The 23,907-nt window shown below is 55.9% G+C and carries 23 protein-coding genes and 1 pseudogene; 11 read left to right on the top strand and 13 right to left on the bottom strand.

The genetic code is table 11. From position 1 onward, the window contains the following. Positions 1–83 precede the first annotated feature (83 nt). The 6 genes and pseudogenes from MHH62_RS16165 to MHH62_RS16140 all read right to left on the bottom strand — a co-directional run. Positions 84–476: a hypothetical protein gene (locus MHH62_RS16165; RefSeq protein WP_339231325.1), complete on the bottom strand. Its 393-nt coding sequence runs from the start codon at positions 474–476 to the stop codon at positions 84–86. Then, positions 473–691, bottom strand: coding sequence for a hypothetical protein (locus MHH62_RS16160; protein ID WP_339231323.1), 219 nt, complete (start codon positions 689–691; stop codon positions 473–475). The genes MHH62_RS16165 and MHH62_RS16160 overlap by 4 nt, the downstream gene beginning before the upstream one ends. Continuing rightward, positions 688–2,616 carry an integrase gene (locus tag MHH62_RS16155; protein ID WP_339231321.1) on the bottom strand — a complete coding sequence of 643 codons (1,929 nt, stop codon included), beginning with the start codon at positions 2,614–2,616 and terminating at the stop codon, positions 688–690. Before MHH62_RS16155 ends, MHH62_RS16160 begins: the two co-directional genes overlap by 4 nt. Beyond that, a complete protein-coding gene (locus tag MHH62_RS16150) occupies positions 2,613–4,460 on the bottom strand; it encodes an integrase (protein ID WP_339231320.1) in 1,848 nt (615 codons plus the stop codon). The genes MHH62_RS16155 and MHH62_RS16150 overlap by 4 nt, the downstream gene beginning before the upstream one ends. Positions 4,461–4,500: 40 nt before the next feature. Then, complete coding sequence (locus tag MHH62_RS16145) at positions 4,501–5,922, bottom strand: site-specific integrase (protein WP_339231319.1); 1,422 nt, start codon at positions 5,920–5,922, stop codon at positions 4,501–4,503. Between the two features lie 968 nt (positions 5,923–6,890). Further along, positions 6,891–7,592: pseudogene (locus MHH62_RS16140) on the bottom strand (mechanosensitive ion channel family protein); the annotation flags it as partial. Between the two features lie 191 nt (positions 7,593–7,783). Between MHH62_RS16140 and MHH62_RS16135 the strand changes: the two are divergent. After that, a complete protein-coding gene (locus MHH62_RS16135) occupies positions 7,784–9,130 on the top strand; it encodes a DEAD/DEAH box helicase (RefSeq protein ID WP_014719418.1) in 1,347 nt (448 codons plus the stop codon). A 64-nt stretch (positions 9,131–9,194) separates the two neighbouring features. On the opposite strand, the gene MHH62_RS16130 is transcribed toward MHH62_RS16135, so the two are convergent. Next, positions 9,195–9,464, bottom strand: a complete 270-nt coding sequence (locus tag MHH62_RS16130) for a hypothetical protein (RefSeq protein WP_032903111.1) — start codon at positions 9,462–9,464, stop codon at positions 9,195–9,197. 153 nt (positions 9,465–9,617) lie between these two features. On the opposite strand from MHH62_RS16130, the gene MHH62_RS16125 reads away from it, so the two are divergent. The 5 genes from MHH62_RS16125 (at position 9,618) to copD (ending at position 14,002) form a co-directional block, all read left to right on the top strand. Beyond that, the gene (locus MHH62_RS16125) at positions 9,618–10,007 is read left to right on the top strand and encodes a hypothetical protein (protein ID WP_014719416.1); all 390 of its coding nucleotides are present in this window, start codon (positions 9,618–9,620) and stop codon (positions 10,005–10,007) included. 127 nt (positions 10,008–10,134) lie between these two features. Further along, positions 10,135–11,850 (top strand): copper resistance system multicopper oxidase, encoded by a 1,716-nt coding sequence (locus MHH62_RS16120; protein ID WP_014719415.1) that lies wholly within the window; start codon positions 10,135–10,137, stop codon positions 11,848–11,850. 10 nt (positions 11,851–11,860) lie between these two features. Further along, complete coding sequence (locus MHH62_RS16115) at positions 11,861–12,688, top strand: copper resistance protein B (protein WP_103452270.1); 828 nt, start codon at positions 11,861–11,863, stop codon at positions 12,686–12,688. 49 nt (positions 12,689–12,737) lie between these two features. Further along, a complete protein-coding gene (gene copC / locus MHH62_RS16110; RefSeq protein ID WP_003193103.1) occupies positions 12,738–13,124 on the top strand; it encodes a copper homeostasis periplasmic binding protein CopC in 387 nt (128 codons plus the stop codon). Beyond that, positions 13,121–14,002, top strand: a complete 882-nt coding sequence (copD, locus tag MHH62_RS16105) for a copper homeostasis membrane protein CopD (RefSeq protein WP_103452271.1) — start codon at positions 13,121–13,123, stop codon at positions 14,000–14,002. The genes copC and copD overlap by 4 nt, the downstream gene beginning before the upstream one ends. On the opposite strand, the gene MHH62_RS16100 is transcribed toward copD, so the two are convergent. From MHH62_RS16100 to MHH62_RS16090, 3 genes are all read right to left on the bottom strand, one after another. Then, the gene (locus tag MHH62_RS16100; protein ID WP_020302672.1) at positions 13,999–14,865 is read right to left on the bottom strand and encodes a DUF6279 family lipoprotein; all 867 of its coding nucleotides are present in this window, start codon (positions 14,863–14,865) and stop codon (positions 13,999–14,001) included. The genes copD and MHH62_RS16100 overlap by 4 nt on opposite strands. Positions 14,866–14,931: 66 nt before the next feature. After that, a complete protein-coding gene (locus MHH62_RS16095) occupies positions 14,932–15,654 on the bottom strand; it encodes a TorF family putative porin (protein ID WP_019820453.1) in 723 nt (240 codons plus the stop codon). A 212-nt stretch (positions 15,655–15,866) separates the two neighbouring features. After that, a complete protein-coding gene (locus MHH62_RS16090) occupies positions 15,867–16,046 on the bottom strand; it encodes a hypothetical protein (protein ID WP_003193095.1) in 180 nt (59 codons plus the stop codon). Positions 16,047–16,369: 323 nt separating this feature from the next. Between MHH62_RS16090 and MHH62_RS16085 the strand changes: the two genes are divergently transcribed. Together MHH62_RS16085 and MHH62_RS16080 are read left to right on the top strand one after the other, a co-directional pair. Continuing rightward, on the top strand, positions 16,370–17,206 hold the full coding sequence (locus MHH62_RS16085; RefSeq protein ID WP_019820451.1) for a S1-like domain-containing RNA-binding protein: 837 nt from the start codon (positions 16,370–16,372) through the stop codon (positions 17,204–17,206). A 159-nt stretch (positions 17,207–17,365) separates the two neighbouring features. Beyond that, entirely contained in the window at positions 17,366–17,764 is a 399-nt protein-coding gene (locus tag MHH62_RS16080; RefSeq protein ID WP_103452273.1) for a DUF2177 family protein, read from the top strand. On the opposite strand, the gene MHH62_RS16075 is transcribed toward MHH62_RS16080, so the two are convergent. Then, on the bottom strand, positions 17,708–18,886 hold the full coding sequence (locus tag MHH62_RS16075) for an MFS transporter (protein WP_339231315.1): 1,179 nt from the start codon (positions 18,884–18,886) through the stop codon (positions 17,708–17,710). The two genes, MHH62_RS16080 and MHH62_RS16075, sit on opposite strands and share 57 nt — an antisense overlap. A 104-nt stretch (positions 18,887–18,990) precedes the next feature. Between MHH62_RS16075 and MHH62_RS16070 the strand changes: the two genes are divergently transcribed. Both MHH62_RS16070 and MHH62_RS16065 read left to right on the top strand, forming a co-directional pair. Further along, the gene (locus MHH62_RS16070) at positions 18,991–19,884 is read left to right on the top strand and encodes a LysR family transcriptional regulator (RefSeq protein ID WP_014719409.1); all 894 of its coding nucleotides are present in this window, start codon (positions 18,991–18,993) and stop codon (positions 19,882–19,884) included. Positions 19,885–20,026: 142 nt separating this feature from the next. Beyond that, the gene (locus MHH62_RS16065; RefSeq protein WP_003193089.1) at positions 20,027–20,149 is read left to right on the top strand and encodes a PA1414 family protein; all 123 of its coding nucleotides are present in this window, start codon (positions 20,027–20,029) and stop codon (positions 20,147–20,149) included. Between the two features lie 177 nt (positions 20,150–20,326). Here MHH62_RS16065 and MHH62_RS16060 read toward each other — a convergent pair whose 3' ends face one another. Continuing rightward, on the bottom strand, positions 20,327–21,709 hold the full coding sequence (locus tag MHH62_RS16060; protein WP_014719408.1) for a sodium:solute symporter: 1,383 nt from the start codon (positions 21,707–21,709) through the stop codon (positions 20,327–20,329). Between the two features lie 162 nt (positions 21,710–21,871). Beyond that, on the bottom strand, positions 21,872–22,822 hold the full coding sequence (speB, locus tag MHH62_RS16055) for an agmatinase (RefSeq protein ID WP_014719407.1): 951 nt from the start codon (positions 22,820–22,822) through the stop codon (positions 21,872–21,874). A gap of 186 nt (positions 22,823–23,008) precedes the next feature. On the opposite strand from speB, the gene MHH62_RS16050 reads away from it, so the two are divergent. Continuing rightward, complete coding sequence (locus tag MHH62_RS16050) at positions 23,009–23,902, top strand: LysR family transcriptional regulator (RefSeq protein WP_014719406.1); 894 nt, start codon at positions 23,009–23,011, stop codon at positions 23,900–23,902. Positions 23,903–23,907: the final 5 nt, after the last annotated feature.

Below are 23,907 nucleotides of genomic sequence, written 5' to 3'. Positions count from 1 at the left end.
GCGGCTCTGGAAAGGCATTCCGGCAACCTCTCCAGTGACTCCATTAATCCGCCACGCAAAATTGAGAGACTTGTTCCGGGCGCTCATTTCTTGGCAGCCTTGCTGTTATTTTCCTTATGAGTGGCGATGTTGGTAACGTTACTCAATGCCGAGAGGTCTTTATTCAACTCATCGATCTGCGAGATAAGCATCAGCTCTCTGGCCAAGCTATCGTGATAGAGGTCTTTGAAAAGCTTTTCAGCCCCCTTGTTGGGTTTCGCACTATTTTCTTTTTGTTGTTTGGCTGCGGCTGCCTTGGTCTTTTCGCGAAGCTCATCAAAGCACTCGCGATCTTTTCTGATGGAGCCTTTACCGCGCCCAGCTTCCAAGGCCACGTTGTTGATGGTGATCTTGCTGCCCAGCGGCAGGATGTTTGGCTTGTTTTCAACCAGTCGTTGAAGTGCTCTTTCATATTGAAGAATCACATCGGAAGTCATGAGTTCACGTCATCCTTAACAACCTGGACATGCTGCGCTTTATTTTCTGGAGCGCGTACTTTCGGGCGGGAAGGTTTACTGCTAGGCGAGCTCCGTTGTAATCCTGATTTAGCCACACCATTGCAGCAGATTTTCACACCTGACGAAGCAGGTTGGTTGTTAATTAGTCGTTGAAGAGCAGCTTGGTATTGTTGTTGGATAATATCTAAGGTCATGCGATCACCTGTGAAACTTTGTCTTTAAAGAATTGCAGTATGCTGAGCTTGGTCTGCTCGGTGTTGTAGGCAAAAGTTCCTCTCGGAATACTTTCAATAACTTTGATTTGAATAAGGATGGATTGATCGAGTTTCTCCTCTTTGATGCATGCATTGCTGCAATTTAGGCAGGCGACATAGTTGTGATGAGCCCGCTCATGACACTCTCCAACCTTTAAACAGCCTCCCAGCATGGTTTCTTTGTAAGAAAGTAATCCTTGCTTTACCTTTTTTAGAGTTTCAGCGAAATTAGTAGCAATGTTACCCAAGAATGACGCTTTAATATTGCGTTCATAAAAAGTCCCCGCTGCGCCATGAAGCGTTGCTTCTTCGATAATTACATCTTTCAAAAAAAGGCTAGCCTCCGCAGGGGTCGCTTGTTCTTTAAAGTATTTGGCAATTTCTGGATTGACGTCTTCGAAAAGATATTTGGCTGTTGCAAACCCTTTGGTGTAATAAAGTGACATTTGGATTAAGGTGTGTTGCAGCATCCTCTTCAATGAAGGGAGTGATACTAATCCACTCTGTGCGGCATAAACGGCCATTGAGCGTCTGAATTGGTGAGTGGTTAATCGCCAATTTTCACCCGGCTGAAATTCGGGTTGGGACTGCCAGTCCCTGAGTGGATCCAGCATCACCAGTTCATTGAAGTCTTCAGTGTGAATAAAAGTGGCCGGGAAGGTTTCTTCCCACTTTGAAGGGGGAAGACTTGCTTGGGTTAGGTTTTTTGATTTTGACTTGTTTTTGTAATAGTTAGATGTTGGCAAGTAGGAAACTGACAGGAAAAGTAAATCTTGGGTGTTGACATGCGTAGGTAGGTATTGCTTGATTAGTTGCGTGATTCTCATGGCTGCTTCGTAAGGGTAGAGAACGTCCGCAGAGGTTACCCATTTCGCTGGGCGAGGTGCTTTCGTTAGTTTGATTGTCAGTCCATGTACTATGTAAGTATCATTTGAGATTTTTTCGATGCAGTTCTCTTTCAACAGGTACGCTTCTCGTTCACGCATTGCTGTGAATGTGTGTATAAGCATCTTGGCCGCATAATAGCAACGGTTGAGGTAGTTTCCGATGTTTGCTAGTTGATTAAAATTGTATTTATCGCTGATTATACTAAGGCCGCAATCATCTATAGCTTGGTTAAAAGGGACGTTAGGCAGCGCAGGATTTTTTGATGTCTGCTTCATCCTGCCGTAGTAGGGGTTGGCTGCGACCCGATTGTTAAGCTCTTCAATGTTGTCAGCAATTGAGTTGTATTCTGCTAGGAGCTCCTTGTAGTTCGAGATTTTCTCAAAAAGAATACGGCCTGGAATAACTGGATGCTGCTCTGACTCGTCATTGGACTCTCGAATGAGCTGGTCTATCAGTTTTAGGGCAAGTGGGGAGACCGGGTATATTGAATCCTCAACAACTTTATTGAGCATGGTTTGGAGAATTCTAAGGCCAATTAGCGATTCTACTTCTCGGATATATTCACCGAACTCAATTGGGTTCTCAAAGATCTCTGCGACAGTTAATCCTTTCTCAGAGGCGAAGGCATGAACTTTGCGAAGGGCTCCAAGGTTTGACATTACCCCGTCGTGGCTAGGGTAGGAGCCTGTTCTCTTGGAAGGACGATGGATCTGTATACAGATGATCTTCTTTGCTTGAGCTAAGCTTTTAAGTTCTGTGTGTTTTTTTGTGTTGAATTTGGAGAAGCATATCGAAGAGGTCTTGAGATGGTGATTGCTTAGCTGAGGTGTAATCCATTTGTTATGGGCAACGATAGAAATGATGTGTCCATCCTTGTCGCGACTTATGACCGTATTGTCATTGACCTCGGATGCATCCATATTTAAATAAGCATCGTCACCACTGTTGGCGTGTTTACGGGCGTTAGTCAATTTCATTTGACCGCTCCAATGCGTACTAAGTTATCAAGAAGTGCTGCCCAGTAGTCGGTTAGAATTTCGTTGCTAAATACCTCTTTTTCAATCTTGTCTATGGAGTCGCTTATCGCTTTAGAGATGTCTCTCAGCTTTCCAATTATGTAGTTGATTTTTTGCACGGTCGCTCCGTTCAGTTTTTCAAATTCTTCGGCTGAAATGGACTGACATCTTATTTGCTTAAGAAAATATTGGAGGCTGAGCAGTTTTCGGATGTCATTATTCGTGGCGTGGGCAACAAAGTGCTCGCAAAACAGGCAGGTGATAAAGTTGTCGCACGATGGTTCGGCCACGGGGTGGTCGATTTCAACCAACGGAATTGCGTTTCCAGGTTCAATGCAATGCCCAGAAGGAATGCTGTTTTGTTTTCTTCTTTGCCAATTTTTCTTGTGCGCATCCGAAAGAAGATTATAAAAAGCACTAATTTCTTTCAAGGCCGCATCATCAGCAGCAGTTGAATACGCTTTTGCGATTGTGCCGAAACTGCTCTGCATGATTTGGCTGGCAGCCGCAACTCCAAATTCTTTTAGTAGGTAGTTGTATTTATACAGCCGCAGTTGTCGGTAGCTTAAATAAGGAAAATTTTCATCAAAAGTTTGACGGATGGAATCTCCCAGTTTTCTTAGGGCGCCAGGCTGCAGCGGCCTCCACTGTTTTTTTGATGAAAACGGAATTTGAAGGAATAGAGATTTGCTTGGTCTATTGCTTGTAAGGAAAGCTCTTAGTTTCAAGAAAATCTCAAACTCTCTCACAAATCGGGTCGTGATAGTGAAGCTTTGCACCTTCCTACCCGCTCGCCATTTCACTGTCCTGAATCCTTGTACGCTCGGGGCGACTTCGTATTCTCCTGTTAGCCATTCCAGGTCTCGGATCTGTTGTTCATTCATGCCGGTGTTTGCTGCGAACATCAGTAGAAAACTATCATGCGCCCACTTTCCGAGGCGCTGCCTGTGAGCAGTGAGCACGTGCGGTTCTTTATTCTCATGCTCGATAGTTTCCAAGGCTCGGTAGTACCGCTTAATACGAAATTCATTGGTTTGCGGTATTAAAGTGCCTGTCTTGTAATGCCAAAGCTCTGTGATGAACCCAGGTGGCCGTGCTCGCTTCGTATGGCATAACCATTGGATAGGGAATACCCAAAGATTATCGTCCATTAAATTTACTTTAAATGGGTATTTCCATCCGTTCAGCAGAGCGTCCGTAAATTCCTTGAAGATTTCAGTGCATAGGCCTAGCCCATGAGCGACTTCGTCCTCTGGTGGAACAGGTGTTGGGTTGTAGTTTCGATTAACAGGAACCTTTGGGAGGGCTTGCTTGAAGTTAATGGTCGTCTCTGGAAAGAACCAATAAAGTACGGTAAAGGGAGCGCTTTGTTTTAGCGTGGCGGTATGGTATGTGTATTTTCCGCCCATGTGTATTTCGTAGATGTGATTTGAATATTTTGAGTAGGCTTCGTAATAAATCTCAACGTTGTCAAATAAGTCTGAGTATCCATTGTTGTAACTCCAGCAGAGAAACTGATTGAGTTCTCGTGAATTTGAGAGGAAAGTAGATTGGCTGATAGCACCGGTTTTGACCGCCGTAACGGCGTTTCTGGCCCAGCCATCAAGCGCTTTACATTTGTTAACATCTAGGTCAAATTTCTGGCACTGATAGAATGCCGTGTTTGCTATACGATAGCGGTCACGAAAGCAATGTGACCCTACATGGAACACAGCTTCATCTTTAGTCGCCAAAGCTACTTTATGTATTCCTAGCTCATCAATCTTTGCATCGATTTCCGGCAGTGAGAGCTTATCAATGTCCACGACAGTGATGCCGGAGACCTGACGTAGGTAAGACTTAACCTTAACTATATACATGGTTCTCAGATATCGTCTGTAAGTGTTGCTCGAACATGCTTTGAGCTTGGAATTTCAGGTCTTTATCTTCGAGATAGTTTAGATATCTTTCAGTAGTGCTTCTCTCCGCATGCCCCATGCGCTGCTGGACTTTCCCCAGTGCTCGTGTGTAAGCAACAGAATTTACCGGTAGACCTTTAAGTTTTTCCTCGAGAAGGTTCATGCCGAAACACGCCCTCAGGTTGTGAAAGCGAAACTTGAATGATGATTCAAGTTTGTTTAAGGCAGGCTGAAGCGTCTCGGAAATAAATTTTCGAACAGAATTTCCATCTTGGATCGGGTTGTCTTGTCCTCTCCTCATGTCGCTTTTCGCAATGTGAAACGGATTGCCACGAGATGTGAGAAAAACATATTGTGCGCCATCTGTTGGCTGTCCCGCCTTAGAAGATCTTTTCTTATAGCGTTCAGAATTTATATATGTGTAAATGAGCCGGTTTAGCCATGATGGAATATAGATGTTCATTGCCTTGTTGTTTTTGTTATCAACGGCTGTGCGCTGTCCTATTCTGATGGCTACTTCTGTCCCTTTTACTGCTTCCGGATCTACTATGTCAGTTGTCCGCAGGGTGTATGTTGCCAGCGAGCGTGCTCCGCTAGTTAGCGCAACGAGGAAGCTAAGTACCATCTCTGTGTTACGTGTTTCAAAAAGAACATTAATTAGTGTGCGCTGTTGCTCTTCACAATATGGATATAGTTTCCCACCATCTACAATGTATTCACCTGTATTGACCTCTTTTGACTGCATTATATTGAGGTTTGTGGTGATTACTTCTCTACCACTGCTAAAGCCTTGTCTATTGTTGTAGCGAACGTATTTTTTTATCTCAATCCAAAGATCTTGAGTTGGATGGTAATCGAAACGACTTTTCATCCATCGATAAAAATTTACTACGATACTAATGCGCGAATTTGCCGTGGAAATTGCAAGTAGGTTACCGTTTATCCGTTCTTCGAGTTCGGCTCTGTAGTGATAAGTAGGCCGAAGGCTTTTTCTAAGTGGGGTTGATAGATAGTCTACTTGGTCAACGGACAAGGTATTGATGTAATCGACTAAGCCCTTTGCATACGATCTCAGCGTCTGGTCAGAAGGAGGGTTGTACTCCGACGCCCTTGAAAGAATGTAGAGAGACCCGTGGTGCCATATTGTGCCGTCTGACTTCAGAATGACCGGGACGTTCCTCAGTTCGTACTTTCCCGAATCACTCTTGAAAGGTCGGATAACGTATTTGCCTTGGATGACAGCCGCCGCCTCAGGCAATTCATCATTGGAGGCTTTTTCTGCTTTGAATACGGAGATGAGAGGAAGCACTACAAATCGGAACTTCCTGAATGGAGTCTGGCGCTGTTTTCGGTTGACTGCTGCAGGCATGTTTAGACTGTCAGAGTGGGTTCGGGTAGAGGATTGAAAGTTTTAGAGCGGCCACTGTCAAGCATTATTCAAAGTATGCTAAAAGCATCCTCTAAGTTAGTTTTCTGAGCTCCTTTAATTAATATTTGATTAATTGACAATCCAATTTTGTGTTTGCCTTTTTTATTTTTTTTGATCGCTTGTCTTCCAGCCCTGATGTCTCTGGGGGTTGAGGTCTTTTGACAGATGACTAATAGGTGAGAAAGGGTGGTAAATGTATATGTAGCTGGTAGATATCAAATATAAAGAGAATTAACTGGGTGTGACGTTATCTAAGATAAATACCTTGCTTTATGAGCAGCGGTTGCCAAACCGGCAGCTGGAGAGGAGGGCTTTGAAACGTAGCCATCATGAGAATGGCGTGGCGCTGTGGGGACTGCCTCAAGACGTGAAGGTGTACTCCGACCTACCAGTGGAGCGGCATCGCTCAATGGCGATCTAGGCCCACGCTCACGCTGCCAGGAAGCTTCGATGTTCAAGCAACAGTTCCTAAGCGTGTACTTAATCATTCGCTAAGGAGAGCGAACTGATCGTATCCGCTTTCGAATGAGGCCAGTGATGGGTATTCCGAGGTCTCGCACAGCTCAGGTTGAAATCTGACTCACACAGCAAATCTCTCATACCCGCTGGGAAAATGGACACTGGGCCAGGGTTCTATAGCCGAAGGACTGGAACCATATACGGACTGACATTCGAGGATGTGACCTGGAAAGCCTCGGAGCACGCACCAGCCTAATTGCATTTCTGGTGACTTATAGAGGAGGGAGATTGATGGTCTATAGCCGTGATTTTGGACTATCAGCACTGCCTGCTGATGACACGAAGGAGGTGGGCACTTGCGGCCTTGCTAGTGAGCATCGTGGAGACAAGGTTGTCCATTTTTTTGAAGAATTCACAGGGATTAGTCAATCGATGAAAACTCACGGGTGGTTCTGCACCTTCACCGTGTGCAGCGTGATATCCACCACATCGCCATCGGCCCCGACCTGGGGCATTTCGATCCAGTCACCGACGCGCAGCATGTCGTTGCTGGTCAATTGCACACTGGCGACGAACGACAGCAGGGTGTCCTTGTACACCAACAGAATCACCGCCGACATCGCACCCAGGCCTGAGAGCAGCAACAGTGGCGAGCGGTCGATCAGGGTGGCGACGATGATGATCGCGCCGAACACGAACAGCACCATTTTCGCCAATTGCACATAGCCCTTGATCGAGCGGGTGCGTGCGTGTTCGGTGCGTGCGTAGATATCCAGCAGCGCGTTGAGCAGGGCACTCATGGCCAAAACCATGAACAGAATGCTGATCGCCAGGGCGACGTTGCCGATGAACAGGATGGCGGTCTTGCTCAGGTCCGGCACCAGGTACAGACCGAACTGGACCACCAGCGACGGCGTCATTTGCGCCAGGCGATGGAAGACTTTGTTATGCCGCAGGTCGTTCAGCCAGTGCAGGGCCGGCTGCCGGCCGAGCAATTTGACCGCGTGCAGGATGAGGTAACGGGCGACCCGTCCCACCACCAATGCCACCACCAGCAACACCAGCAAGCCGAGGCTGGAATGCAGGACCGGGTGTTCATCTAGGGCGCCCCAAAGGTCTTGGACGTTGAGCCAGAGCTGTTTGATATCCATGCGTGAACCGATTCTTCTGTAAGACAACACGGGGCGATTAGAGCATTTAAGTGCAACAAAGTTGACGCTCTGGACAAAATCGCTGACAAAAAAGCAGCTGATTAGCCCCGTTCGCGTAAAGAAACTCGGTTTGGGCGCCCGAAACCGGTAACCTATGCAGCTGATATTTGTATTTCTTCGAGGTAGCACCCGTGTTTTCCCAATTCGCCCTGCACGAACGCCTGCTTAAAGCCGTGGCCGAGCTTAAATTTGTCGAGCCTACGCCTGTGCAAGCAGCGGCCATCCCGCTCGCGCTGCAAGGGCGTGACCTGCGGGTGACGGCGCAAACCGGCAGCGGCAAGACCGCCGCTTTCGTCCTGCCGGTACTTAACCGCCTGATCGGCCCGGCCAAGGTGCGCGTCAGCATCAAGACCCTGATCCTGCTGCCGACCCGCGAGCTGGCCCAGCAAACCCTGAAGGAAGTCGAACGCTTTTCGCAGTTCACCTTCATCAAGTCCGGCATCATCACCGGTGGCGAAGACTTCAAGGTCCAGGCCGCGATGCTGCGCAAGGTGCCGGACATCCTGATCGGCACCCCAGGGCGCATGATCGAGCAACTCAACGCTGGCAACCTTGATCTCAAGGAAGTCGAAGTGCTGGTGCTCGACGAAGCCGACCGCATGCTCGACATGGGCTTTGCCGATGATGTGCAACGTCTGGTCGGCGAGTGCGTCAACCGCCAGCAGACCATGCTGTTCTCCGCCACCACCGGTGGTTCGACCCTGCGCGACATGGTCGCCAAGGTGCTGAACAACCCTGAGCACTTGCAGGTCAACAACGTCAGCGACCTGAACGCCACCACGCGTCAGCAGATCGTTACCGCTGACCATAACGTGCATAAAGAACAGATCCTGAACTGGTTGCTGGCCAACGAGACCTACCAGAAGGCCATCGTGTTCACCAACACCCGTGCCGCCGCCGACCGTATCTACGGGCGCCTGGTTGCGCAGGAATACAAGGCGTTCGTGCTGCACGGCGAGAAAGACCAGAAGGACCGCAAGCTGGCCATCGACCGTCTCAAGGCGGGCGGCGTGAAGATCCTGGTGGCCACCGACGTTGCCGCGCGCGGCCTCGACGTGGACGGCCTGGACCTGGTGATCAACTTCGACATGCCCCGCAGCGGCGACGAATACGTGCACCGCATCGGCCGTACCGGACGGGCCGGCAACGATGGCCTGGCCATCTCGCTGATCTGCCACGGCGACTGGAACCTGATGTCGAGCATCGAACGCTACCTGAAGCAGTCGTTCGAGCGCCGCACCATCAAGGAAGTCAAAGGCACGTACACCGGGCCGAAGAAGGTCAAGGCGTCGGGCAAGGCCGTTGGCGTGAAGAAGAAAAAGACCGACGCCAAGGGCGACAAGAAAAAAACCGCCGCCAAGTCACCGACCAAGCGCAAGATCGCTAACCGGCCGAAGACCGACAACCTGTCGCTCGTCAGCAAGGACGGCATGGCCCCGCTCAAGCGCCGCAAGCCAGAAGCTCCGGCTGCCGAATAAGCAGGCGGGCCTAAAAAAACCGGACGATGTCCGGTTTTTTTTCGCCATCAGCGTCGCGCTGTGCTCAACGCTTCCCCGCAGCTTCTCTGAGCTCCTTGAGCCGCGCATCGATCAACTGGCACTTGTCGGGAAACTCGGCGCTTTCGGTATCCAGGTCCATCTTCTGTAACTGGTCATTCATCTCCTTGGCCTTGGTCGGGTTCTGCTCGGTGAGCTTGGTCACTTCCTTGGCCAGTTCCTCCCGCTTGGCCGTGGCCTCCTCGGGCGTGCAGCCCCAGGCGGGCAGGGCGCTTATCAGCGTGGCGGCGAGAGTCAGCTTCATCAAGGTTTTCATGGTCGGACTTCCTTGGCAGTGATGTGCAGTTGAGGTGGCAAACCTCTGCAAAGTTCAGAGAAATGACGCCCGTCCGTTTGGTTGAACGGCCCGTGCCGGAACGTGTCACTCCCTAAGACGGGCTAACTCCATCGGCCTGCAGGAGGAATCAGGATGACGACTTACAATTGGGATCTGATCGAACGTCTGCTGCATGAAGTGCAGAACGGCGAGGGCAGCTTTGCCCCGCGCAAATACGCCGAACAGGAAGCGGCCGAGAAGGCGACGGCCGGCGAGGACACTGGCAACCTGGACGCGCTGAAGAAGACCGCTGCCGACTACGAGGCGCTGCTGTTCAAGCGTGGCTTTATTGAGTCGCGGCCTGAGGAAGAGGGCGGCAATGGCGAGAACTTCATCCTGACGGCGCTGGGGGCGCAATTGCTGGCGCTGATCGACAGTTCGATTCCGGGCAATGATCATCCGCGTCAGGTGTTGGATGAACAAGCGGATGCGCTTGATCCGGCAACGTTCGCGGAAGTGGCCTCAAAAGCCCAGATCGCCTGATCCTCTTATGCCCCCGGCGCCCCTGAGGGTGCCGGGTGAACCTGTCGAATCGGTAATCTGCCGCTAAGGTTGCTGACAGCCGGCGACTCCTAATCTGCTGCCATTCAACTCACGGACTTGAATCGGCATGCACTCCACAACCTCCAGACGCACATTCGTCAAAGGCCTGGCCGCAGGCGGCCTGTTGGGCGGGCTCGGGCTTTGGCGCCCCCCTGTGTGGGCACTGATCAGCCCCGGCCAGCCCACGGTGCTCGCCGGCAGCGAGTTTGACCTGTTTATTGACCAGACCCCGGTCAACCTGACAGGCCAACCGCGCACCGCGTTGACCGTCAACGGCAGCCTGCCCGGCCCGCTGTTACGCTGGCGGGAGGGCGACACCGTGACCCTGCGCGTGAAAAACCGCCTTGGCGAGCCCACTTCGATCCACTGGCACGGCATCCTGTTGCCATCGACCATGGACGGCGTGCCCGGCCTGAGCTTCAAGGGCATCGAACCGGGCGGCCTTTACGTTTACCAGTTCAAGGTCAAGCAGCACGGCACCTACTGGTACCACAGCCATTCCGGGCTTCAGGAGCAGCAGGGCGTGTACGGTCCGCTGGTTATCGATCCCAAGGAACCCGAGCCTTATAGCTACCAGCGCGATTACGTGGTGATGCTGTCGGACTGGACCGACGAAGACCCCGTCGCCCTGATGAAAACCCTCAAGAAGCAGTCCGATTACTACAACCTGCACAAACCCACCCTGGGCGATTTTATCCGGGATGTGGGCAAGCAGGGCTGGTCGGCCACGGCTGCCGACCGGCTGATGTGGGCGCAAATGAAGATGAACCCCACCGACCTTGCGGACGTCAGCGGCGAGACCTACACCTACTTGCTCAACGGCCAGCCGCCTGGACAGAACTGGACCGGAGTGTTCAAGGCGGGGGAAACGATTCGCCTGCGTTTTATCAATGGCTCGGCGATGACCTATTTTGATGTGCGCATTCCAGGGTTGAAAATGACCGTCATCGCCGCGGATGGTCAGCCGGTAAAGCCGGTAAGTGTCGACGAGTTCCGTATCGCCGTGGCGGAAACCTACGACGTGCTGGTCGAGCCTGTGGCAGAGGCTTACACCCTGTTTGCTCAGTCCATGGACCGCACAGGCTATGCCCGTGGCACCCTCGCCCGGCAGATGGGAGCGACCGCCTCAGTTCCACTGCTTGATCCGCGCCCGTGGCTGACCATGGAGGACATGGGCATGGGCGGCATGGACCACGGTGCCATGGCCGATATGCCGGGCATGGAAGGCATGGATCACAGTGCCATGGGCGCGATGGCCATGCAGAAACACCCCGCCAGCGAGCAGAACAACGCGCTGGTAGACATGCAGGCGATGAACCCGGTGCCCAAGCTGGACGACCCTGGAATCGGCCTGCGCCACAATGGCCGCCGGGTGCTCACCTATGCCGACCTGCGCAGTACCTTCGAAGACCCCGATGGCCGCGACCCCTCCCGCACCGTCGAATTGCATCTCACCGGGCATATGGAAAAGTTCGCTTGGTCGTTCAATGGCGTGAAGTTTTCCGATGCCGAGCCCTTGCAACTGACTTATGGCGAGCGCGTGCGGGTGGTGCTGGTCAACGACACCATGATGGCCCACCCGATTCACCTGCATGGCTTATGGAGCGACCTGGAGGACGAAAACGGCCAGTTCCTGGTGCGCAAACACACCATCGACATGCCACCGGGCTCCCGTCGCAGTTACCGCGTCACCGCCGATGCCTTGGGGCGCTGGGCCTATCACTGCCACCTGCTGTACCACATGGAAATGGGCATGTTCCGCGAGGTGCGCGTGCATGAATAAGGAAGCGAGCATGAACCGTTGCGTCTCGTCCCTTTGCATCGCTTTCGCCACGCTGGGGTTCGCCCCATGGGCGTTGGCGGCCGAGGATGAACTTCAGGGCATGAGCCCGGCGACGCCAGCGCTGGCGCAAAGCCGTACGCCGATTCCGGCGCTGACCGACGCAGACCGCGCAGCGGTCTACAACGCGCCGGGAGGGCATCAGGTGCACGACGGCGGCGTCAACTCCATGCTACTGGTCAACCAGTTGGAATGGCAGGGCGGCGACGGCAACGCGCAGACTTGGGACATCAAGGGTTGGGTCGGCGGTGACATCGACCGGTTGTGGCTACGCAGTGAAGGCGAACGCAGCGCCGGCCGCACTGAAAGTGCCGAAGCCCAAGCGTTATGGGGGCACGCAATCAGCCCGTGGTGGGATGTGGTCGGCGGCGTGCGCCAGGACTTCAAGCCCGGTGCCAGCCAGAGCTGGGCGGCCTTTGGCCTACAAGGCATGGCGCTCTACAACTTCGAGGCCGAAGCCACGTTGTTTGTCGGCGAATCGGGGCATACCGCCGCACGCCTTGAGGGTGACTACGACATTCTGCTCACCAATCGCCTGATCCTGCAGCCGACCGCCGAACTCAACTTCTATGCGCAGAACGATCCGCAACGCGGCGTTGGTTCGGGCTTGGCGGAAAGTGAACTGGGCCTGCGCTTGCGCTACGAAGTTCGCCGCGAGTTTGCGCCATATGTCGGTCTCAGCTGGAACCGCACTTATGGCCAGACCGCGCAATACGCACGGGACGAAGACGAAGACATCAATCAACTGCGCTGGGTCGTCGGCGTGCGCTTGTGGTTCTGACGGGTTTCCCTTTTTATTATTCGCCGCCTGGCGCGGCCTGGAGTCTTGCATGTCTATGTTGAAAACCACGCTGCTGGGTGCTGCGCTGTGGGTAGGTTTAAGTCTTAGCCTGCCCGCTTCGGCCCACCCCAAGCTGCTGTCATCCATTCCGGCGGCAGGCGCACAGGGCGCCGCTCCCGCAGTGATTGAATTGCATTTCTCAGAAAACCTGCTGACCCAGTTTTCCGGGGCCAAGTTGATCATGACCGACATGCCGGGCATGCCCAATTCGCCGATGCCGGTGAAGGCCAGCGTGTCGGCGAGCAGCGACCCCAAGGTGATGTTGATCAAGCCGGTCTCCGCACTTACCACCGGCAGCTATCGGGTGGATTGGCGTGCCGTGTCGTCCGATACACATCCGATCACCGGTAATGTGGTGTTCAGCGTGCAGCCATGAGTGAGCTGATCTCCATCGCATTGCGCTTCGCGCTCTATCTCGACCTGATGATGCTATTTGGATTGGGACTGTTCGGCCTTTATGGTCTGCACGCTGAGCAACGTAGATGGCTCAATCTAAGGGCATGGATGGGATTGACGGGCGGCTTGGGGCTGGCGTTTTCGGTGGCGTCGCTATTGGTCATGACCCAATCCATGAGCGGCGCCACTGATTGGCAGGCGCTATGGCCGCATGTGCAGATGATGCTGTGGCAGAGCGACTTGGGGCTGACGTGGTGGGTGCGTATCGCGGCGCTGGTCCTGGCGGCACTGAGCACTCATCTGGCGCTGGCCACGCTGTCGGCTGGCGTGGCGTTGGCCACCCTGGTGTGGACAGGGCACGGCGTAATGCACGAAGGCGTGCAAGGTGTGTGGCATATCGTCAGCGACAGTGCACACCTGTTGGCAGCGGCGGGTTGGGTGGGGGCGTTGGCGGCATTCGGTTTGTTGTTGATGCCTGCGCCGTTGCCACAGGATGATCGAGTGCAGGTTCTGGCCAGCGCATTGGCAGGCTTTGAGCGCATTGGCGCGGGATTTGTCTTGGTGCTGATCGGCACTGGCGTTGCCAATTATCTGTTTGTTGTCGGGCCGAATCTGGGGGGTATCAACGGCGGAGTCTATGCGGTGCTGCTATGCCTGAAGCTGGGGTTGTTCGGCGTGATGCTGGCCTTGGCGGCGCTCAATCGCTTTCACCTGACGCCGCTTCTGCAACAATCTATCGCGGCGGGCGATTATAACGTGGCGATCCGTGCGTTACGGCGCAGCATGGCCCTGGAGTTTGGCGCTGTGGTGCTCATCCTTGGCCTGGTGGCCTGGCTGGGCACCTTGGCGCCTGACTAAGACTGTGCGCTTTTCAGGCATTTAAGCGCCTGGAAGTCGCTGCGGACCTTGTCGATTTTTTGGGTGAGTTTCAGGCGCTGCGCTGGGGAGCTTTGGGCCATCACGTCCACGAGCAAGCCGCGCGCGGCGGCTTCGGTCTGTGCGTAGGCGGCGCGGTATTGCGGGGTCCACAGGCTTTCGCGATCCACCAGCAGTTGCTGGATTTTCTGCGGGAAATCGGCATTGTGGCGTTGTTGCAGCGCCTCGATAAATTGCGCCTGCCAATGGGCGCGGTTGCCGATCCACGCTTGGTTTTGCGCGCCCAACTCGGCCGACCAGGCCGTGACGCGGTTTTGCTGGCCTGGGCTCAACGGGCCGATCCAGGCGTCCAGGCGCTTGCTCATACGCTCGGCGCGTTCCTTGATTTGTTGAGCCAGTGGTGGCTTGAGGTATTCGTCCTGGCGCTTGCGCAGGTCCTTGGCCAGAGCATCGCTCATGTCTTTGACCTGCTGATCGTCCAGGCCTTGCAGCAATTGCACAGCTGAGGGCGTGATTTCCCGAGCAATCTCGGCAATTGCCTGTTTGGCTTCGACAGTACGGGTTTGCAATGCGGCGTCGGTGACCTGGTTACTGTCGACCATCTGCTGCAGGCGGTCGAGCCAGTCCAGGTAGCCAGGCAATTGCGTGGTGCAGTGCCAGGCCAGGTGTTCCTTGAGGGTGTCGTTGAACCAGCTCTTTTGCCCGGCATTCATGTCCAGGTAGTCGTTGAGGGTCCAGGGGATGATCACGTCGAGGTTACGGTAGGCCAGGCCCACGCGATTGCAGCCGGCGAGCACCAGGCTCAGGGTCAGCAGTACCATCAGGAGTTTGAGCCGGCGCAACATGGGCAGGTCCTTGCATGGAGGGCGTTAATGCATGTGAACCTGCGCGGGGTGCGACAGTTCAGCCCATCAATAAAACGACCGCGCGGCCTTCAAGGTCAACAGCCCATCACATTGCGAGTTGTGTCCGGAGTAGGCCGAGCAGTCACTGCCGCTGAGGCTGGAGCCGCTGTAGATCAGGTCCAGGTCAATGCCTTTCCAGGCCCGGGAAAACTGCACCGACCAATCGCTGAAACTGCTGATGGCGCCGTTCTCTACCGAGACCGGTGTGCCCAGTTGATGGGTGGTGTACTTCATGCTGACGCCGATGCCGAAAGGCTGGGTACCGCCCAGGTCGGCAAACAGGGTACTGTCCTGGCGGTCGGGGTCGTTGCTGAAGGACACGCCAAAGCGGTTGCCCAACAGGTTCAGCCCGCCGTAGAACTCCTGGCTGTCGAGGGGGCTGACCTTGGGGTAGCTGTAGTGGATCAAGCCGACTTCGTAGCCCAGGGTCTGGTCGAACGGACGCTTGAAGCCCATGTAGGAGTCGACTTCAAGGTTATTGGCCGACGACAGGCCCATGTTTGGGGAAAACTGGCCGAAATACAGGCCGCTGTCGTGGGTAAGGTCCAGGCCACCGTGGAACGAGTCGCTGCCAGGGGCGGTCGGCTTGACCAGGCCCTGGGCCATGGTGCGGCTGGGGGTGGTGCCTAATTTCAGGTCGAAGTCACCCAGTTCACGCTGGAAGATATGCGCTTGGGCCAAAGGGCTGGCGACCAGGAGGCTGACCACGAAAATACAGCGTTTAAGCATGCTTCACTCCATGAAAAGCGAGGAGCAGTAACGGAAAGATTCAGGCGGATGCCCGTGCTAGACGTGTGCAAGGATACCGGCGAATGCCTGGCGTTGAGGCCCGTTCGTCGATTAGCTGCGTATTGAAGGTGTGAGGAGGGGGTTGCAACTCTAGTCCTAGCGCCTTGAAGGCAAGACGCTTAGGGACCAGATACAGTGCGAGGGTATGACTATTACTTCTTGCCCAGGCTGATCTGCTTGGACGGGCCGAAAGTCTGGCCGCTCACGCCCTTGGCAATTTGCTGGATTTCGCCGCCGGACTTGAGGAACGCAGCAATCTGGCTATTGATCGATTCGCTGGTTTCAACGGCGGGAGCTGGCTTTGCTTTGCTGTTGGATGCTTTTACACGCATGGCGGCCACTAACCTGTAGAAAATTAACTTGGCCAGGCATCGTACAGGAAATACTTGACAATTGCTTGGCAAATATCCCTCAGGATTAATACGCAGCGCTGGAAATAGCCGAAGTTCAACGCCGAAATAAAGCGCTAACTTACTGTTTTAGCTGGAAACCACAGGCCGGGTGGCCCGCTGGTGGCCTGCTCAAAGTGAACCGAACGATCAGACGAGTGGGGCGCTGCCATTGGAACGCCATGCCAGCCCGCGATTTTTCAGGCGCGCGCGCGTGCAGGGCCCAACTCGGGTAGAATGCCGCCCACGCAATGAGGGTATTGGAAATGGCTTTAGTCGGGCGCTACAACAGCTTGCAAGTGGTCAAGCACACTAACTTTGGTTTGTACCTCGATGGTGCGCAAGATGGGGAAATCCTCTTGCCTAATCGGTATATCCCTAAAGATATTCCCAGTGAAGATGAAGACTGGCTCAACGTTTTCATTTATCTGGACAGCGATGACAAACTTATCGCCACCACCGAAAAACCCAAAGTTCAAGTCGGTGAATTCGCCAGTTTGAAAGTTGTGGAAGTCAACAGCATTGGCGTATTCCTTGATTGGGGTTTGCCCAAGGATCTGCTGCTGCCGTATTCGGAAGAAAAACGCCAGCTGACCGCAGGTGAGTATTGCGTGGTGCACGTCTACCTCGACAAGCACACCAAGCGCATCACCGCCACCGCTCGCCTTGACCGTTACCTGGACAAGACGCCAGCCAACTACCAGGTGGGCCAGGAAGTCGACCTGCTGGTGGCCGAAGCCACCGACATGGGCTTCAAGGCGATCATCAACAACAAGCACTGGGGCCTGATCCACAAGAACGAAGTGTTCAAGTTCCTGCGTCCGGGCAAGGAAGAGAAGGGTTTCATCAAAGAGATCCGCGCCGATGGCAACATCAGCCTGAGCCTGCAACCGGTGGGCCAGGAAGCGGCCTCCAGCCTGAACTCGAAGATCCTCGCCAAGTTGCGTGACAACAACGGCACCCTGCCGGTCAGCGACAAAAGCGACCCGGCGGTGATCAGCAACTTGTTCGGCGTGAGCAAGGGCAACTTCAAGAAGGCCATTGGTGCGCTCTACAAGCAAGGGCAGATCGTGATTCATGCGGACCGCATTGAACTAAGCTGAGTACGCTTCGCTCTCCTGTAGGAGCGAGCTTGTTGTGGCGAGGGAGCTTGCTCCCGCTCGACTGCGTAGCAGTCGCAAGCTTTTTTGGGGGCGCTTCGCACCCCAACGCAAGCAAGCTTGCTCGCCACAACAAGCTTGCCTTCACAGTAGGGCTTGCTCATGTCCAGAAAGTCGTTGTATGCCTACCTCGGTACCTTGCTCGCCTTCCTGGTCCTCGACGGCCTTTGGCTCGGCGTGCTCATGGGGCCCACCTACAAATCCCTGCTTGGCACGCTGATGCTTGATCAGCCACGCCTGTTGCCTGCGATATTGTTCTATCTCCTGTATGTCCTCGGTTGCGTGGTGTTGGTGATCTTGCCCAGCGCCAGTTGGCAGCGCGCTGCGCGTTTGGGCGCCTTGCTTGGCTTGGTGGCCTATGGCACCTATGACCTGAGCAACTGGGCCACGCTTCAAGGCTGGTCCGCCGGGTTGGCGCTGATGGACATGGCGTGGGGCACGTGCCTAACCGCCATTTGCTGCACCGCTGGCCACTTGTGTGCAAATCGGCTGCGGCGGTAGAGGGCGGTTGATCAGTACTGAACCGGCTAATAACAACCCGGTACCGGCAGCGACCAACGCCGGTTGCAGGCCGCCACTGAGGTGGCTGCTGACCGACGCCAATAGTGGCCCGCTCAATTGGCCGACGGCGAAGCTGGCGGTCAGCAGCCCCGTGCTGCGTTGGTAGCCATCGGGTGCGACCTCCCTTAATCGCGCCATCACCAACTGCATGCAGGCCAAAAATGGCGCACCGCACAGCAACACGCCCAGCGCCAAGCCCCAGCCATTGCCCAGCAGGCAGGCAAATACCCCGGCCGCTTGCAGCCATAAAGTCGCCATCAGCCAGCGACGGGTGGTGTTCGGGTGCTTGCGGCGCAGGCTGGCCACCCCCACTCCCAGCGCGGCCGCCAGGCCAAAGCAGGGCCAGAACAGATCGGCCTGCCAGGCCCCGTTGAATTGAGCGCTGGCCATCTGCGACAGAAAAGTCGCGGGGATGATGTAGCCCAGGCCGTACAGGAAATAAATCCAGCACAGGTGCGCGATGCTGCCGTTGCTCCCCGCGCTGGAGATCTGGGTAACAGTGACGGCCGGCTTGGGTAAAAACGGCAGGATCGCCAGCAGCATCACCAGCGCTACCGTCCCGTAGAGCAACCACAGCGTGGCAGAGCTTTGCCCTAATAGGTTGGAAACCAACGCCAGCAGCCCCGTCAGCACAATCCCCAACCCCGGCCCGGCAAACACCAACGCACCCAGGCGCGGGCGGCCGGCGGCAGTCGCCAGTGGCTGGCTCAGGCTGGTAATCATCACCAGGGCCCAGGCACTGGCGACCCCGGTGCCAAAGCGCAGCAACAAGTGCGGCCAGAACCCGTTAGCCCAGTAGGACGCCAGGGTCAGCAATACGCACAGCCACAACCCGCCGTAGAGGCGCCCGCGCACATGCTGATGGCTACGGGCAAAGATCGAGTCCACCGCGCCGACGAAATAACCCAGGTAATTGGCGGCAGCGAGCAGGCCGGCGCCGGTCAGGTCGATCTGGCCTTCACTGAGCAAATGCGGCATTTGCGGAGTCAGGGCGAAGCGGCCAATGCCCATGGCCATCATCAGGGCGACGGAGCTGGCGAGTAAACGAATCAGCGGGGACATGTTCAGGTTTCCTGCAAAGAAGCGAATGCCTTGCAGGCTAAGACGGATTGACTTTCTGTAAAATTGAATAATAGTGAGTAACTTGTTCAGTTTTGGAGAAAGTAATGGAGTTCAGTCAATTGCGCATTTTCCAGGCTGTGGCGGAAGAGGGCTCCATTACCCGTGCCGCCGAGCGCCTGCACCGCGTGCCGTCCAACCTGTCGACCCGGCTTAAACAAATGGAAGAGCAATTGGGTGTCGACCTGTTCGTGCGCGAGCGCCAGCGTTTGCAGCTTTCTCCGGCGGGCAAGGTACTGCTGGACTACAGCACTCGCCTGCTGGCGCTGCATGATGAAGCCCACGGCGCCGTACAAGGCGGGCAACCGGCCGGTGATTTCGTATTGGGCAGCATGTACAGCACCGCCGCAGTTCATTTGCCGAAGCTGCTGGCGCGCTATCACAAGACTTACCCCATGGTGAACCTTCAGGTGCAGTCGGCACCCAGTGGGGAGTTGCTGGAAGGGCTGATTACCGGGCGCCTCGACGCAGCCTTCGTCGACGGCCCGCTGACCATCGCCACCCTGGATGGCGTACCGCTGTGCGAAGAGCGCCTGGTGCTGATTTGCGAGGCCGATCATCCGCCGGTGCGTGGCCCTCAGGATGTGGCGGGCCGTGCGGTGTTCACGTTCCGGCGCAGTTGCGCCTACCGCACGCGCCTGGAAACCTGGTTTTCCCATGAGCGAGTGGCGATGGGGCGGGCGATCGAGATCGAGTCCTACCAAGGCATGCTCGCTTGCGTGATCGCAGGTTCCGGCGTGGCGTTGATGTCTGAATCCATGCTCGCAAGCCTTCCCGGCAAGGACAGCGTGTCCGTTCATCCGCTGACCGGGCCTTTTGCCACTGCGACCACCTGGCTGATGTGGCGAAAGGGTATGCTCGGCGCTAACCTCAATGCATGGATCGACCTGCAGCAAGACGGCAACCCACTGTGCGTGCAAGACACTCGCGCGATTGCTTGAACGATCCGTCAGGATTCGGATCAATTCAGTAATAGTTCGTTGTGGTTTCCTTCAAGCATTACCTAGGACTTAGGGCTACTATCACTGTAGGAAACGGCGACAGAACTCACGCCGGCCAGCACTACCCTCAAAGGGGGCAATCATGAAAGAGAAAATCCAAAACTGGCTCCACGACCTTGGCGTTGCGTTGGGCTTGATCGAGCCTCCGCTGCAACCGGTGCCGATTCGCACGGATGACGAGCAACGTCGGCCCCGTCGCCGCTAAAAAATGTGGGAGCGGGCTTGCTCGCGAAAGCGGTGTATCAGCCAACGGAAAGGTTGAATGACACACCGCTTTCGCGAGCAAGCCCGCTCCCACAGTTGTATTGCACTAGGCGAAAAAAACGGGCGCGACCTCCGACGTCGCGCCCGCTGAAGAAAATATCCTCGTCCCTGTTATAGCTCAAACCACCGCAGCCGCCACCTTGGCCGGCCGACGCGACAGCAAACTCACCAGTACAAAGCTCACCAGCGCCACTGCCAGGCTGTAGTAGATCGGCGTGTTTGCATCCAGCCCATCCTTGAACATAAACACCAGCGCGGTCACAAAGCCCAGGCTCATGGACGTGATTGCGCCCGAGGTGGTCGCGCGCTTCCAGAAGATCGCGCCGATCAAGGGTACCAACATACCGCCCACCAACAGGTTATAGGCCAGGGTCAGGGCGCTGATCACATCGTTCACCACCAATGCGATACCCAGCACGGCAATGCCGGTCAACAGGGTGAACAGCCGGTTGATGCGCAGGCTCGACGCCTTGCCGCCGCGCAGGCGGGGCAGCAGGTCTTCGGTCAACACAGTGGAGGCGGCGAGCAGGCCGGCGCTGGCGGTGGACATCATGGCGGCCAGCGCGGCGGCGATGACCAGGCCGCGAATGCCGTCCGGCAGCGAAGCTTTGACGATCGCGGCGAAGGCATTGTTGACGTTGTCCAGGTCCGGGATCAGCACATGGGCAGCCATGCCGATCAGCGCACAGGCCAGGCCGTACAGGATGCAATAGAAGCCGGCGAAAGTGCCTGCGTACTGGGCGACCTTTTCGTCACGGGCGGTGAAGACCCGTTGCCAGATATCCTGGCCGATCAGGATGCCAAAGAAGTAGATCATGAAGTAGGTGATGATCGTGTCCCAGCCGATAGCGGTGAAGCTGAAGTTCGACGCCGGCAGTTTGGCCACCAGTTCATCCCAGCCACCGACGCGGTACAGGCAGATCGGCAACAGGATGAACATCAGGCCGACGGTCTTGATCACGAATTGCACAATATCAGTGAGGGTCAGCGACCACATGCCACCGATGGTCGAATACACCACCACCACGCCGCCGCCCACCAGTACCGACATCCAGAACGGCAGGTCAAACAGCACTTGCAGCACGGTGCCAATGGCCAGGATCGAGGTCACGCCGATCATCAGCGCGTAGGCCAGCATGATCACCGCGCTGGCCTGGCGGGCCATGGGGTTGTAGCGTTTTTCCAGGACCTGGGTGACGGTGAAGATTTTCAGCTTCAACAGCGGCTTGGCCAGGAACAGGTTCAGGGCAATGATGCCCGCGCCGAGCGCGGCGCACAGCCAGAAACCCGAAATACCATGCACATACCCCAGGCGCACGGTACCGACGGTGGAGGCACCGCCCAGCACCGTAGCGGCCATGGTGCCCATGTACAGTGACGGGCCGAGGTTACGGCCGGCGACCAGGTAGTCTTCGTGGGTTTTGGCGCGACGCATGCCGTAGTAGCCGAGCACCAGCATGCCGGCGGCGTAGATGAGTACGACGAATAAATCCAAAGCCATGACGGCGGTTCTCCGATTATATTTTTTATGGGCGATCAGGCGGCAGCTGGCTCGGTAAACACGCGAGCGAAAGTCAGGTACATCGTTGTCGGGGATCTGTGCGATCCCCTTGGTTGTGAGTGTGAAGACGCGGTTTTTATTGTTCTCAGCGCATTCGCCTTATCAGCGATGCGCGACGCCAGGCAGTACGCAGAGCATCTCGTACAGCAAGTTGGCGCCCAGCAACGAGGTATTGCCGGTGGTGTCGTAAGGCGGCGAAACTTCTACCAGGTCGCAACCAATCAGATCGAGGCCCTGGCAGCCACGGATGATTTCGATGGCCTGGATGGTGGTCAGCCCGCCGATTTCAGGGGTGCCGGTGCCGGGCGCCCAGGCGGGGTCGATGCCGTCGATGTCAAAGCTCAGATACACCGGGCCGCCACCGACTTTTTCCCGCACTTCGGCCATCAGCGGCGCGAGGGAGTGATGCCAGCATTCTTCGGCCTGGACCACACGGAAGCCTTGCTTGCGGCTCCAGTTGAAGTCTTCGGCGGTATACCCCTGGGCGCGCAGGCCGATCTGCACCACGCGGTCGCAATCGAGCAAGCCCTCTTCCACGGCGCGGCGGAAGGTGGTGCCGTGGGCAATTTTCTCGCCGAACATATGGTCGTTGACGTCGGCGTGGGCATCGATGTGCACCAGCCCGACCTTGCCATGTTTTTTGTGGATCGCCCGCAGGATCGGCAGGGTGATGGTGTGGTCGCCACCCAGGGTCAGGGGGATGACGTTGTGCTCGAGGATCTCGTCGTAGGCTTCTTCGATGATGCGCACCGCGTCGAGCAGGTTAAAGGTATTGATCGCCACGTCGCCGATATCGGCCACCGACAATGAGTCGAAGGGGGCAGCGCCGGTGGCCATGTTATAGGGGCGGATCATCACCGACTCGGCACGGATTTCCCGTGGGCCGAAGCGCGTACCGGCGCGCAGCGAGGTGCCGATATCCAGAGGCACGCCGACGAAGGCGGCGTCCAGGCCCTTGGCGGTTTGCAGGTGGGGAAGACGCATCATGGTGGCGATGCCGGCGAAGCGCGGCATTTCGTTGCCGCCCAGTGGTTGGTGGAAAATCTTGTCCACGGGATTGCCTCATCGTTGTTTTGTTTATTGATGGCCGATTCTGCGAAAAGCCTGGCTTAGGAAGAATCGGCAGCGGCAAATACTTAGTTCAGATTTTTCTAAACTAAAGCCTGGGGTAAACTCCATTCAAATGTGGGAGCAGGCAAGCCAGCGCCCACAATTTAGTGTGCCCCCCCTGGAGCCCCCATGGCCAACGCCTTGCCCGACCTGAAACTCCTGCGCATCTTCGTCAGCGTCGTGCGCCACCAAGGGTTTGCCAACGCCCAGCACGAGCTCAACCTGTCGACGTCGGCCATCAGCACCTACATGAGCCAACTCGAGTCAGCCTTGGGCCTGGTGCTGTGCCATCGTGGCCGTGGCGGCTTCAGCCTGACCAGCAAGGGCGAGCTGTTTCATCAGGAAACCCTGCGCCTGTTGGGCGAACTCGAAGGTTTCGAGCAATACGCCGCTGCGTTGAAAGGCGAATTGCGCGGCACCCTCAAGCTCGGGGTGCTCGACTCCACCGTCAGCGACAAGGCCTTGCCGTTCGCCGAAGTGATTGGCGCCTACAGCCTGGAGCACCCGGCGGTGCATTTACACCTGTCGGTGATGAGCCCCTACGAATTGCAACTGGGGGTCCAGGACAATCGCCTGGACCTGGCCATCGGTGCGTTCTCCAACCGCATGAGCGGGCTGGTCTACATGCCGCTGTACCGCGAACAGCACTGGTTGTATTGCAGCAACCGGCACCCATTGTTCAACGAGCGGCGCATCCCGGAACAAGTGATCACCCAGCAACGCATGGTCGGGCGAGGTTACTGGAGCCAGGCCGAGCTGGCGCGCCACGGCTTCAAGCACAGCGCTGCCACGGTGGAAAGTATGGAGGCGCAACTGATTCTGGTGCTGTCGGGCGCTTATATTGGCTACCTGCCCGAACACTACGCCCAGGCCTGGGCTGACAAGGGCGACCTGCGCGTTTTGCTGCCGGCCACCTTCGGCTACCAGGCGCCGTTTTCGCTGATCATGCGCCGTGGCCGCAGCCGCGAGCCCCTGATCCAGACCTTCCGCGATTTGCTCAAGACCCAGCTCAACCAGGCCTGAACACA

Source organism: Pseudomonas sp. FSL L8-0168 (genome assembly GCF_037976155.1).
Classification (GTDB): Bacteria; Pseudomonadota; Gammaproteobacteria; order Pseudomonadales; family Pseudomonadaceae; genus Aquipseudomonas; species Aquipseudomonas paracarnis.
This window is presented reverse-complemented; position numbering and strand designations above follow the sequence as displayed.